The sequence below is a fragment of the Calothrix sp. 336/3 genome (genome assembly GCF_000734895.2).
GTDB lineage: Bacteria > Cyanobacteriota > Cyanobacteriia > Cyanobacteriales > Nostocaceae > 336-3.
In genome coordinates this window covers 3,894,912-3,908,314 of record NZ_CP011382.1, presented here as the reverse complement: position 1 = coordinate 3,908,314, position 13,403 = coordinate 3,894,912, and the positions used below count along the sequence as shown (strand labels likewise).

The following is a 13,403-nucleotide window of genomic DNA, read 5'->3' as shown; positions in this document are numbered from 1 at the left end:
CTTCTAGCGTTTCTAGCTAGTAATTTAATACTTCACTTGATTCCGGCAAATTCCATAGGGCTTATGGGAAAGTGAAGAACATTGCAACATAAATTCATAGAGCTGCCTCATCAGGGTGATGTTGGAAAATAAATGGTCAGTTCACAATAGAACTAGAAGCTGACTAAATTCTGAAGTTTAAAGGAAAAAGCCAGAAAAATCTGGGATAATTGGCAAGGATGCCAGGAATTAACCGAAACTTCACATTTTAGACCTCAGACTTCATCACTTTTTGTCAATATTCACTACCCTAGGTAGTGCATCAATTCTGCTACCACCTCATGACTGTGAAAACCGATATTTCATCTACAGCACACCTGGTTGAAGTCTTTTCCGGAATTCAAGGGGAAGGATTGAATGTGGGGACACGCCAAATTTTTATCCGTTTTGCCTTTTGTGATTTACGCTGTCATTTTTGTGATAGCGCTCACACTTGGAATGCACCTGTAACGTGTCGAATAGAGCGATCGCCTGGCTTACGTGATTTTGAATCCTACCCCAATCCTGTCTCTTTATCCATATTACTTGAATGGGTTCAGCGACAAAATATACAACACCTCCACGATAGCATTAGTATCACAGGAGGGGAGCCTTTATTACATGGTAATTTCCTGTGTGATTTTTTACCACAATTGCAAGTAAGAACAGGCTTACCTATATATTTAGAAACTGGTGGGCATCGTCCTCAACAACTCGCAAAGATTCTACCCTATCTAGATTCTGTGGGTATGGATATCAAACTGCCGAGTGTGAGTGGAGAAAGTCACTGGCAAGAACACGCGGAATTTTTACAACTCTGCTACGATGCCAAGATAGAAGTTTTTGTGAAAATTATTGTCGCAAATACTACAAGCTCTATTGATTTAGAAAAATCGGCAAATTTAGTCGCGACAATTTCTAGGGAAATTCCCATATTTCTTCAACCTGTGACTCCCCTGACTGCCTCGGAAGCTTTTTCTAATATCTCTATTTCTGCACCTACACCTGATCAGGTGTTAAACTGGCAAGCCCTCATGAAGGGTTATGTCAAGCAAGTACGTGTAATCCCCCAAACTCATAAAATGCTACATCAATTGTGATAATATCAGCTTGACTAGTACCGCTACGCGGAATTCGTAATTCGTAATTCGTAATTCGTAATTCGTAATTACTTTGCTGCAAGTGTTTCAGACATTTGGAATGGGTGGTTTATTTCAGCCGCCCTGTACTAGATAAGAAATAATTACAATTATCTTGCTAAGAAGTGAAAAGCCCCAGCATTATCTAGGGCTTTAACTAATTAGTGGTTAGTTGTTGGTTGTTTGATTATTAATATATCAAAGTCATGATTATTTGCATATATTATTAATAAGTAATTGGTGAATTTGACTCGTAACAGTAATTCAGATATGGTCGATTTTTATAATGTCAAATAACTGACATATATTTTCATCGAATTGTATCTACCCATTGCTAGAAGAGACTTTTTTTTCTGTGACTAAAGTCAAACTTACCCATTCGCCTTTCTCGTTGTAGGTACGAATCATCCTTTGGCGCAGATTTATCTCAATTAACCAACCAACTTCCAGGAAAAAGGGTTGACGTAAGGATATTTTTACGGGGGAGGTGGCAGAAGCTCCATGGGGTAATAGGATGACTTGGATGGGATTCTGGGGATTTTGGTCAAATTGTAAGATAGAACCACAGATACTGGCAGAGGTAGTGATAGTCCTATCTCCATAGGATAGACTTTGTTGTAATCGTCCCAGATTATCTAGGGTGAGATTGAGTTGAGTGGAGTAATTATCAGGCGATCGCCAGTCAGTATATATAGTTATTGCCTCTCCCTGCCATTCTCCTAACAAATCCTCAATTTTTAACGGTGGATTGGGTTCTAGGGAAGTACCAGCCAGATATTCAGGAATCAGAGTGTAGTGAGAAAGTTCTTGTTGGGGATTAAAAAATTGTACTAACCGTAAACGTCTATTGCCGTAAATTAACCCTAATTCTGCCCCAAACTCACTAAAAGGTGCAAATTGTAGGGAACCTTGGGAAAACGCGCCATTATCGAAAAATAGAGTGCTTCGGGGTAGGGAACTATATTCTAAAACTAAATCCTGCTCCCCTTCTCGCTGCACAACTTGGCGAATAGTTCGTTTATCCTCCAATTCCGTAAAAGAAACAATACTAGGAATATCCCGAATTACTTCACCATGAGGTGAAATCCTGATAAAAGAACCTTGCCATATACCCAGGTTTTCTAAGAAACACTGCCATTGAGATTTTGTCATTGTCAATCACCAGAGGCAAAATAGACTAGCTTTTAGCAAATTTTCGTACCGCAAAGAGACTTCCTAATAATCCTACTGTAGAACCAAAGCCTAGGAGAATTAGGGGTAATATTAAGGTCTGAAAAAAGCTAAGTTGTACACCATTGGTGAGAAACTTGATAAATTCTGGTTGATTCGCCAAAACTTGGGTAATGAACTGTTGAGTAATACTGAGAAAACTCCAGGCGATCGCCCCACCAGCTAAACCAAAAGCAATTCCTTGGAAAATAAAAGGCAAATATATCCATGCACTAGTGGCACCAACTAACTGCATAACTTCAATTTCTCGTTTCCTTGCAGTCACAATCAGACGGATAGTAGTAGTTGTAACAGCGATCGCGGTTCCAGTTAAAATTACCGTAATCGTCAGTGTCAACCAATTTAAACCCCGATGTAACTGGGCAATCTGTTTCACAGCTTCATCTATATACTTTACCGTTTCCACGCCAGGTATTTTGGCTAACTGGGTGGCTAGATTCGGTACCACTTGGGAATTACGTGCTTTGACTTGCAATTCATCTACCAAAGGATTATCTCCCAATTGCTGCGTCGCACCTGAAATATCCGCAATTCCTAACTCTTTAACGAGTCGCTTCCAAGCTTGTTCTTTTGTAGTAATTCTTAATTCCACAACATCTGGCATTCTCTCCACAATGGGTTGAATTGTTTCTACCCGTGCTTCTGCTTTTAGATAAACTGATACCTCTAGTTGAGTACCAAATTGGTTCAAGAGCTTTTCTAGCTGCCAGGAAGTCTGTAGACTAATGCCAAACAAGAATAGTAACACAGTCACAGTACTAACTGCTGCCCAGTTCATCCAACCACCACGCTGTAAACCTAAAGCAGTCTCTTTCAGTAGATAATCTAGTTTAGTGAAGATTTTCAGCACATCACACCCGCACTCAAATTATGTATTTTCCCTTAAGAATAACCAGTATTTTAACTATTGGCTCCTAGGAAATGCCCCAAAATCAGGAAAACTTCTCAGAGAAAAGCTGGAAGGATGTATATTCAGATGATGGGCAGCTAAGTTGTATAAATGAAAAATATCAAAGTTCGAGGGTGGGCTTACCCGCGTCTAGTATACAAATTAAATGCGCCACAGATGATACAGGTTTAAGGACATCGTAGATTTAGTTATAAAACTGATGTCAAAGTATACGATGTCGGAACAATACCCTAGGGGAAGCAACTCCGTGTCTACATGAATTACAGCTAGATGAGAATAAGGATTATTGCTCTTGTTTGTATAATTTATGATTTGTGATAGCTTGACTCTTTAATCAGATAAATTCTGTCACTTACACAGTGATTTTCCCCATAACTCATACTTGCAATAGTTGACATCAGCTTTTAGTCTGTAAGTATACCTGTCAGATGAAATTTCAGAAATGGGGACACCTTCCAATCTATTACTCAAGCTCAGTAAACGTTTATTTCCCAACTCCGAAGAACAAGAAAAGTTTCTCGATGCTTTAGCCAATCCCCAATCCTTTTCACCCTGCATTCTTTGGTGTCAAGCAAAACTTGCGACATCCCCCTTTCTCACGGAAACTCCGACTCCATGGCAACCACAATTTATAGACAGGTTATCCTTACCAGAGAAACCAGGAAAACACTCTCTCCATGAACAAGGTTATTATTATTGCTTAGATTTTTCTTCTGTATTTGCCGCTTCCGTGTTGTTAGCTATTCAGGAACCAGTAAAAATCATTTTTGATATGTGTGCAGCACCTGGAGGTAAAAGCATTTTTGCCTGGAAATTATTTCAACCAGAATTATTAATTAGCAATGAAGTAATTGGCAAACGTTTAGGGATGCTAATTTCTAATTTTAAACGCTGTCACATCAAACCTTCTGTAATTGTAAACGCAGATTCAAGTATATTTGCTACTCAAATTCCCCAATCCAGTGATTTAGTTTTAGTCGATGCACCCTGTAGTGGACAATCTCTACTAGCTAAGGGCGACAAAGCTTTAGGATGTTTCCATGCTAGTTTAATTAATAAAAGTGCTAATCGACAAAAGCGGATAATTGCTAACTCCTCTAGACTCGTAAAATCAAACGGTTATCTTGCTTACATGACTTGTACCTACTCACCCGAAGAAAATGAAGAAGTGTGTCAGTGGTTTTTGAAACGCTTTCCAGAATTTATATCTGTAGAAATTCCTCATTTATCTCATTATCAATCCCACTTGAGTAGCATTCCTTGTTACAGAATATTTCCCCAAACCAATCTAGGGGCTGGTGCATTTACAGCATTATTTAAAAATACACAAAGTAGTGAATCCACAAATATCTCTACCGATACTTTTTCCCCTGTATGGATGAATCTAAATATGGATAGCTGAAAAGTATATTTAAAATTTTTTAATTTTGTATAAGTTTCTGTAATTTCCCTCAGCATGGGTGAGACACTCCAGGGGAAAATCCCTATTCCCCATTGTTTAACAAGCTAATGGAGCCATTGAGTGCTACACGAATAGTTCCGCTATAAATAACATTGTTAACTTCTTCGATATTCTTTGAGAACACGGAGAAAATCCATATACTTAAAAATCAAATAGTAATCTTACTGTTACACATAAATATCATTGTATGAACATTTTTATAAATATAAATATGCCTCAAACTATTAAATAATTCCATATAATACTTTTTCCATTTTAACGGTATTCATGCTTGCTAATAATATTTTTGAAATGTAGCTATTTTTATCAAAGCAGACTTGATAAAAGTTAGTTAGTTCATTAGTTAAACTTTATTTTTAAATCACATTTTTTGCAATTCTTAAGAAAATATTAAAATCGCTAATATGTTATTAACTAACACTTGAAGAGATGGGATAAAACCCGCTAAAAGGGTGAATACCACTTGTCTAAATAAAAATGCCATGTTGACTAAGACAAACTCTTCTAGCAACGAAATTTCAGTATCAAGCTTTGTTCCCGTTACTACTAAAAATGATTTAGGAGCAGGTGATTTAAATATTTCTTCCTACTCTGCAACTTCCAAAAGTTCATCTTCAACATTATCAACTAATTCCGTATCCACAAATGCAACATTAAAAAATCCTAACCCCATATATACAAGTGCAGCAATTTTTGCTGACTTTAATGGTGATGGCAAAAATGATAAAATGTGGCGGAATGCCAGCACTGGAGAAAACGCTATTTGGTTAATGAATGGTGATAAAGTTGCTTCTGCTGGCTTTGTCAAAACCATGGGTCGGGAGTGGGATTTCAAAATTGGCGACTTCAATAGTGACGGTAAAACAGATATTTTATGGCGCAATAAAGCCACTGGTGCTAATACAGTGTGGTTAATGAATGGTGCAGCGATTGCCTCAGAAACCTCCTTGGCAAATTTAGGTACTGATTGGGATGCGAGTATTGGTGATTTCAATGGCGATCGCAAAACAGATGTTTTATGGCGCAATAAATCAACTGGCGAAAATGCTGTTTGGTTAATGAATGGCAATAAAGTTACTTCTGGTTCGTTTTTACAAACTGTAAACAGTAATTGGACTGCTAATGTTGTTGATTTTAACGGTGACGGCAAAACAGATATTTTCTGGCGAAATCAATCCACAGGAGAAAACGCAGCTTGGTTGATGAATGGTACTAAAGCAACAGGTGCTTCCTTAACAACGATGGGTACAGATTGGGAAGCAACCTTAGGTGATTTTGACTTCACCTACAAAACTGATATTCTCTGGCACAACAAGACTACCGGAGAAAACAAAATGTGGTTAATGAATGGTAGTAAAATCGCTTCTACTAAAAACTTGACAGCCACTAAAGGTAAAGCATACATCGGTGATTTCGATGGTAATGGGAAGAGTGATATTCTCTGGTATGACCAAGAAACAGGTAAGGGTCAAGCATGGGTAATGGATGGTGGTAACGTCATTTTCCAAAGTGCAGTGAATGCACCTAATGCTGCTTGGACACCAAGTATTAGTGATACCAACGGTGATGGCAAAACTGATATGTTCTTCCGTAATTATCAAACAGGTGAAAACTCTGTAGTCATTATTACTGGAACTAATTCTACTCCTAAAGCTTTACCAACTCTTGGCAAGGACTGGTATACATTCTAAATCAAAGGTCATTGGAATGGTTTAGCTGACCATTCTTCATTAATTATCCCTCTTTAATTAGGGGGATATTTCTCCTGATGATGATTATTTTGTATAAGTAAACCTGTAATTATCGATTCAGTATTTATCAGAATAATATCATTATTATCAAGATATAATGTTTTTCTTTTTTGTATTTCAAAATAGTATAGTCGATAACATTTGCTGTTTTTTTAATTGTTAGTCAACGACAAAAAAAGATAGAAAAATAGTTTAAAAAATTATGACTAACCATCATCAGCAGATTTTATGTCAACCAATTACAAAGCATCTGAGCTATCCACGAATATTGATGCCTCTAAATATACATCATTTTCTGTAAATCAGACTCTATCTGATAGCAATTTAGGTTTAAGCTTGGGACGTTCTGCTCAATCTCTCTCGAGCGATAAATCTATTTCCAAATCTTACAAAAACTCTAATCCCAACTCTTTATTTAGTAATCCGGCAGTTTTTGCTGACTTTAACGGTGATGGTAAAGCCGATAAATTTTGGCGCAATACTCAAACAGGAGAAACAGCTGTTTGGTTAATTGATGGTAATCAAGTAAATGCCAGTCGCTTAATTAAGGTAAACTCTGGTTGGGATTTCGCCTTTGCTGATTTTAATCGAGATGGAAAAACTGATATCTTTTGGCATAACAAAACCACAGGAGACAATACTATTTGGATAATGGATGGTAATAGAATTGCCTCAGAAAATGTTATTCAAAAAGTAGATAGCTCTTGGAATTTTACCATTGGTGATTTCAACGGTGATGGCAAATCAGATGTTCTGTGGCGCAATAAAAATAATGGTGATAATGCAGTTTGGTTAATGGATGATACCAAGGTTTTAACTGCTGCATATTTACCTAAAACTTCATCTAATTGGACTTCTAATGTTGTTGATTTCAACGGAGATGGCAAAAATGATATCTTTTGGCGCAACAAAATAACGGGAGAAAATACCATTTGGTTTATGGATGGAACTAGGGTATCAAGTTACTCACTTTCCAAATTAGATGCTGCTTGGGAATCCACAGCGGGAGACTTTAACGGAGATGGTAGAACAGATATTCTCTGGCGAAATTCCCGTACTGGAGAGAACTCTGTCTGGTTGATGAATGGTATTTTCGTTAATTCTGCTTCCTTACAAAAGCTTGGTGGTGACTGGAAATCATCCATTGGTGATTTTAACGGTGATGGGAAAACAGATGTTTTTTGGCACAACAATAGAACGGGTGAAAATACAGCTTGGTTAATGGATGGTACTACCATTGGAACTGCTGCATTCTTACCCACAACTAATACTGCTTGGAAACCTTCTATTGGTGACACCAATAATGATGGCAAAACAGATATTTTTTGGCGTAATCCGGAAACAGGTGAAACTGCCCAATGGACTATGAATAATACTACTGCCAATGGAACATTCCTCCCATCTCTAAGTAGCAATTGGTATGTCTATTAGGCTGAATGGTTGAAGTGAGATTGTCAAGGAATAGGGAATATTGTTTCTTGTTTCTAATCCTATATATTTAGACCTTTAGTAAATTATATGTTTACTAGAGGTCTATTCTTGAGAGACTATTTATATAGTGCAGATAAATTCTATCTCCTAGTAGGAGTTAGGCAAATTCCATAATGGTATTTTCCATAACAATGTATAACTCTATGTAGCTTTAGGTAATCTTGGTGTCAACAACAGACGAATGGAAAATATGCTCCTAGCAAGGAGAAAAGGATTGACACGCGATCGCCACGACAAAACCCACCAAGGAATATCTATACAGTTGTAGAACTAAAACCTTCAAGCACCATCAAAAATATTTTCCCTCACTGACTCGATATTTGTATCTTTACAATAGAAAAGCACCTTTTTGCAGTCAGGGGCTAAATATGCTCGAACATGATGTCATTATAGTCGGGGGTGGGTTGGCTGGATGCCGTGCGGCGGTAGAAATCGCCCGTACTAACCCCCAGTTAAATGTTGCAGTTGTTGCTAAGACTCACCCCATTCGCTCCCATTCCGTAGCTGCTCAGGGGGGAATGGCTGCGTCCTTAAAAAACGTTGATGAGTCGGACAGTTGGGAAGCTCACGCTTTTGATACTGTTAAGGGTTCTGATTACTTAGCTGATCAGGATGCTGTCGCAATTCTTACTCAAGAAGCGCCAGATGTGGTGATTGATTTGGAACATATGGGAGTGTTATTTTCTCGCCTCCCGGATGGTCGCATCGCTCAAAGGGCTTTTGGTGGGCATTCCCATAACCGTACCTGTTATGCTGCCGATAAAACTGGTCACGCTATTTTGCATGAATTGGTGAATAATTTGCGGCGTTATGGTGTGCAAATTTACCAGGAATGGTACGTAATGCGCTTGATTTTAGAAGATGGTCAAGCTAAGGGTGTCGTGATGTATCATCTTTTAGATGGTCATTTGGAAGTGGTAAGGGCAAAGGCAGTGATGTTTGCCACCGGTGGCTATGGTCGGGTATATAATACAACTTCCAACGATTACGCTTCTACGGGTGATGGATTAGCTATGACGGCTTTGGCTGGTTTACCCCTAGAGGATATGGAGTTTGTGCAGTTTCATCCCACAGGGTTGTATCCAGTAGGTGTGTTAATTTCCGAAGCTGTGCGGGGAGAGGGAGCCTACTTGATTAATAGTGAGGGGGAGCGCTTCATGGAAAGATATGCTCCTAGTCGGATGGAATTAGCACCAAGAGATATTACCTCACGGGCGATCGCCTACGAGATTCGCGCAGGTCGTGGTATTAATCCTGACGGTAGTGCGGGAGGAGCCTACGTGTATCTAGATTTGCGACACATGGGTAAGGAAAAAATCATGAGTCGAGTGCCATTCTGTTGGGAAGAGGCACACCGTTTGGTGGGAGTGGATGCTGTCACCCAACCAATGCCAGTTCGTCCGACAATTCATTACTGTATGGGTGGTATCCCAGTAAACACTGATGGGCGGGTGCGTAGTAGTGGTAATGGTTTGGTGGAAGGGTTTTTTGCTGCTGGGGAAACTTCCTGTGTATCCGTACATGGAGGCAACCGTTTAGGTAGCAATTCTCTCCTCGAATGTGTGGTTTACGGAAAAAGAACCGGAGCGGCGATCGCTCAATATGTGCAAAACCGCAAACTACCCCACATCGATGAGCAACGCTACATCCGAGAAGCGCAAGAACAAATTCAAGGTTTGATTGATCAAGCTGGAAAATATCGGATTAATCAAATTCGCCAAAGTTTCCAAGATACTATGACTGAGTATTGTGGTGTATTCCGCACCCAAGAATTAATGCAGCAAGGTTTGGAAAAAATCCAAGAATTACAACAACAATACTCGGAAATTTATTTAGATGATAAGGGGAAAGATTGGAATACGGAGTTAATTGAAGCCTTGGAATTGCAGAGTTTGATGGTAGTCGGAAAAATAATTCTGACCTCTGCTTATAATCGTAAGGAAAGTCGTGGTGCCCATTTCCGAGAAGATTTTCCCGATAGAGATGATACTAATTTCCTGCAACATACCTTCGCTTATTATTCACCTGCTGGTGTTGATATTCAATATTGTCCAGTCACAATTACTATGTTTCAACCCCAAGAAAGAAAATATTGAATTGATGATTGTATGGAGTAGGTAAAAATAGTGTATGTTGATTAATTTTCCTAAATTTATCGGGGTTTTCAATCTCATAGGTGACACATTTTCCTCACCCCAATAAAGTGATACTCTATCTCCCCCTCTTTTCAGTCAGGAGAGGGAGGTGAGTTTTTGAAATATACTTCAATAGAATGGTAATAATAATTCTCCAACTAGACACCAAGCTTTCCTTTACCTATTACCTTAATCTTCCGGAACGTAAAATACTCAAAATCAACCACAAACCCAATAAACTAGCTGCGGCAAATAAAATATTACTGATATAAGATAATTGGGTGGTTTGCGCTCCAGTAGAAATAATTGCAGCACCCATAATTAAAGAACCGACAACAATACTAAATGATAGACGGTTGGCAGCATCATCGGTGGTGCGACGGAGACTATCTAAGCCACTGATAGAAATATTCCATTGTAAAGCTTCCGAGGTAATTCTATCTAAAAGTAATTCCACTTGGCGGGGAGATTGGAGGGAAAGACTTTTTAAATCGAGGGCAGTTCGTAGCAGCGATCGCACTGGAGCATCTCCTACTAATTGCCGTCTAAATAAGTCTGTTAATAGAGGTTGAATCTCATCAATAAAGTTTATTTCGGGATTAAATGCTCGTGCTAATCCTTCTAAATTGGCAATGGTTTTTGCATACAGTCCAATATTACTAGGTAAACGAATCTTATTATTTCTGGCTATTTGGAAAATTTCATAAACAACCTGGGAAAAGTTTAACTTTGACAAGCTTAAATTATAATATTTCCGTAGCATGCGGTCATAGTCAGCTTCTAAACGAGATAAATTTACCGACTGCTTGCCATTAGCTAAGAGTAAAGTTAATTGGGCACAACGTTGAGCGTCAATATCAACTATTGCTAAGAGTAATTCTGTCAATACTTGCTGCGTTCGTGGGTCAAGTCTCCCCACCATCCCACAATCAATTAAAGCCACCTGACCATCTTGGAGGTAAAATATATTTCCAGGGTGGGGATCAGCGTGAAAAAAACCATCAATATAGATTTGTTGAGAAAATGCACGAAATAATAAAGTGGTTATTTCCTTGCGTTCGGTTTCTGGATCTTTGCCATCTTCCTGAGCATGAAATTTAGCTGATAAAATTGGTACTCCATTCAACCATTCCATCACTAATAATTTCGGTGTCGTCAATTCCCAGTTAATTCCCGCAATCACTATCTGTTTGGGATCAAACCAACGACTTTGTAAAAGATTTTGCCGCATTTGGTCAGTAAAAGCAGCTTCACGGGTAAAATCTAATTCGTCTTCTAAAGCTTTACAGAATTCCTCGGCGATCGCCTTAATTTCATACATTTGCCCAAAATCTGTCCGTGCTACAATATCTGCGATACCCTGAATTAACGTAATATCACGGTTCACAGTTACATCAATTCCTGGGCGCTGCACCTTGAGAGCCACTTCCTGACCATCAATTAAGGTGGCACGATGCACTTGAGCAATAGAACCAGCAGCTACAGGTGTGTGATTAATATTACTAAAAATTTCCGGCAGGGGCTGAGGAAATTGTTGTCGAATCATCACTTCCACTTCCGACCAAGGTAGGGGAGGAACTTCGCTTTGTAGGGTTGAAAGTTCTTCAATGTAAGCTTTACCCAACAAATCCGGACGAGTCGAGAGCAGTTGTCCTAATTTCACATAAACGGGTCCCAAATCCACCAAAATATTTTTCAACACTGCTGGTGTCGGTAATTGGGGTTCATCCGCTTTCCCACCAGTCAGCAACCTACGCATATAGTCCCAACCATTGCGGAGGAGGACTTCAATGATTTCTCTTTGACGAGGAACTGTTTGGGTAAGAAACATAGGGGAAACAAGGGAGAAGAGGAAAGGTGAAAGGGTGGTTAGACTTTGCTCACCACCCCACAGAAGGGTTTATTTGGGGAAAAGGTAAGTTGCAGTCAGAACAATCTACCCGTCACCCATTCCCCATCATGATGATGGAGAGAATTATCTTTTTACAGATAAATATAATTTTGATCGGCAATAATAGAATTAATTGCCATGGTGATGGCTGGATGCTCCCAATAACTGATAAACATGACTGCTTTGGCTTACAAAAGCTCACAGTCTATGTTATACAAGCAAAAACACCTATGTGCTTCTGCCTAGGGTGGAAAGTTTATAGAGTAAACGGTTATTAGCTACTAGCGATCAGCTATTAGCCATTAGCTGTTTACAACAAATCTGTAAACCGGGAGTCGTTTTGTAAGGTTTTGAGTACCTGTTTAATTTCTTGGGTACGGTCTTTTTTTACTATCAGGGTAGTGTTGCGATCGCGCACAATCACCACGTCTTCCAAACCGATAGTAACAATTACATCTTCGGGATCGGTGGCGTAAATAATCGCACCCTGTGTATCTAAGCCAACATGGGTCGCTAATTCCACATTGGGTGTATCATCTGTTTTGAGTAAACGTTCGATGGCATTCCAATCGCCTAAATCATCCCAACCAAACTCCGCAGGTAAAACATATGCTAAGTTGGTTTTTTCCATGAGGGCATAGTCTATACTCTTCTTAGGTAGCTGAGGATAGATATCAGAACCATACTTTTCTATGGGTTCAATGATTTCTGGAGCATGGGTATAAAGTTCCTTGAGAACCACACCCGCACGGAAAATAAACATTCCACTATTCCAGCTAAAACGTCCCGTCGCCAGAAAAGTCTCTGCCGTTTCTCGGTCAGGTTTTTCTGTAAAACGGTTCACACGGTAAGCTGGCAAGTCATTAAAGCTACCAACTACTTCGCCCTGCTCTATGTAGCCATAGCCAGTTGAAGGAAAAGCAGGTTTAATTCCGAGTGTGACAATTGCTGCTGTCGATGCTGCTAATTCAGCCGCAGCACTGAGTGTCTTTGCAAACATCTCTTGGTCAGCAATCCAGTGGTCAGCCGGGAAAAAGCCGATGATTGCATCATCACCATAACGCTTTTGGATTTCCAGACTAGCCCAGGCAACGGCGGCGGCAGTGTCCCTTCCCTGTGATTCAATCAGCAGATTTTCTGGTGGCAAGTCAGGCAACTGAGTTTTGACTCCACCTGCGATCGCACTAGAGGTAATTACCCATAGGTTGTTTCCATCTGCTGCCAAGGGTAGCAGGCGGTCAGCTGTAGCTTGTAAGAGGCTTCTATCTGTGCCATCAAGACATAAAAATTGCTTCGGTCTAGTTTGGCGACTCAGGGGCCAAAAACGCTCACCTTTACCACCAGCAAGGATTACAGGGAACAAGGAATGAGTCATA

General features: G+C 39.5%; 10 protein-coding genes. 6 read left to right on the top strand and 4 right to left on the bottom strand.

From position 1 onward, the window contains the following. Nucleotides 1-320 precede the first annotated feature (320 nt). Nucleotides 321-1,118 (top strand): 7-carboxy-7-deazaguanine synthase QueE, encoded by a 798-nt coding sequence (locus IJ00_RS16320; RefSeq protein ID WP_035154615.1) that lies wholly within the window; start codon nucleotides 321-323, stop codon nucleotides 1,116-1,118. A gap of 363 nt (nucleotides 1,119-1,481) precedes the next feature. Here IJ00_RS16320 and IJ00_RS16315 read toward each other — a convergent pair whose 3' ends face one another. Together IJ00_RS16315 and IJ00_RS16310 are read right to left on the bottom strand one after the other, a co-directional pair. Then, a complete protein-coding gene (locus tag IJ00_RS16315) occupies nucleotides 1,482-2,309 on the bottom strand; it encodes a DUF3598 family protein (protein WP_035154614.1) in 828 nt (275 codons plus the stop codon). A gap of 25 nt (nucleotides 2,310-2,334) precedes the next feature. Next, entirely contained in the window at nucleotides 2,335-3,237 is a 903-nt protein-coding gene (locus tag IJ00_RS16310; RefSeq protein WP_035154613.1) for an ABC transporter permease, read from the bottom strand. Nucleotides 3,238-3,739: 502 nt separating this feature from the next. Here IJ00_RS16310 and IJ00_RS16305 point away from each other — a divergent pair. From IJ00_RS16305 to IJ00_RS16290, 4 genes are all read left to right on the top strand, one after another. Continuing rightward, complete coding sequence (locus tag IJ00_RS16305) at nucleotides 3,740-4,699, top strand: RsmB/NOP family class I SAM-dependent RNA methyltransferase (protein ID WP_035154611.1); 960 nt, start codon at nucleotides 3,740-3,742, stop codon at nucleotides 4,697-4,699. A gap of 542 nt (nucleotides 4,700-5,241) precedes the next feature. Next, nucleotides 5,242-6,450 (top strand): VCBS repeat-containing protein, encoded by a 1,209-nt coding sequence (locus IJ00_RS16300; RefSeq protein ID WP_035154609.1) that lies wholly within the window; start codon nucleotides 5,242-5,244, stop codon nucleotides 6,448-6,450. A gap of 288 nt (nucleotides 6,451-6,738) precedes the next feature. Beyond that, on the top strand, nucleotides 6,739-7,941 hold the full coding sequence (locus IJ00_RS16295; protein WP_035154607.1) for a VCBS repeat-containing protein: 1,203 nt from the start codon (nucleotides 6,739-6,741) through the stop codon (nucleotides 7,939-7,941). Between the two features lie 428 nt (nucleotides 7,942-8,369). Then, the gene (locus IJ00_RS16290; RefSeq protein WP_035154605.1) at nucleotides 8,370-10,097 is read left to right on the top strand and encodes a succinate dehydrogenase/fumarate reductase flavoprotein subunit; all 1,728 of its coding nucleotides are present in this window, start codon (nucleotides 8,370-8,372) and stop codon (nucleotides 10,095-10,097) included. 223 nt (nucleotides 10,098-10,320) lie between these two features. Here the strand turns inward: IJ00_RS16290 and IJ00_RS16285 are convergent, their stop codons facing one another. After that, nucleotides 10,321-11,967, bottom strand: coding sequence for an AarF/ABC1/UbiB kinase family protein (locus tag IJ00_RS16285; protein ID WP_035154603.1), 1,647 nt, complete (start codon nucleotides 11,965-11,967; stop codon nucleotides 10,321-10,323). A gap of 26 nt (nucleotides 11,968-11,993) precedes the next feature. On the opposite strand from IJ00_RS16285, the gene IJ00_RS16280 reads away from it, so the two are divergent. Beyond that, the gene (locus IJ00_RS16280) at nucleotides 11,994-12,305 is read left to right on the top strand and encodes a hypothetical protein (RefSeq protein WP_035154602.1); all 312 of its coding nucleotides are present in this window, start codon (nucleotides 11,994-11,996) and stop codon (nucleotides 12,303-12,305) included. A gap of 32 nt (nucleotides 12,306-12,337) precedes the next feature. Here IJ00_RS16280 and IJ00_RS16275 read toward each other — a convergent pair whose 3' ends face one another. After that, nucleotides 12,338-13,402, bottom strand: a complete 1,065-nt coding sequence (locus tag IJ00_RS16275; protein ID WP_035154601.1) for a mannose-1-phosphate guanylyltransferase — start codon at nucleotides 13,400-13,402, stop codon at nucleotides 12,338-12,340. Nucleotide 13,403 lies beyond the last annotated feature (1 nt).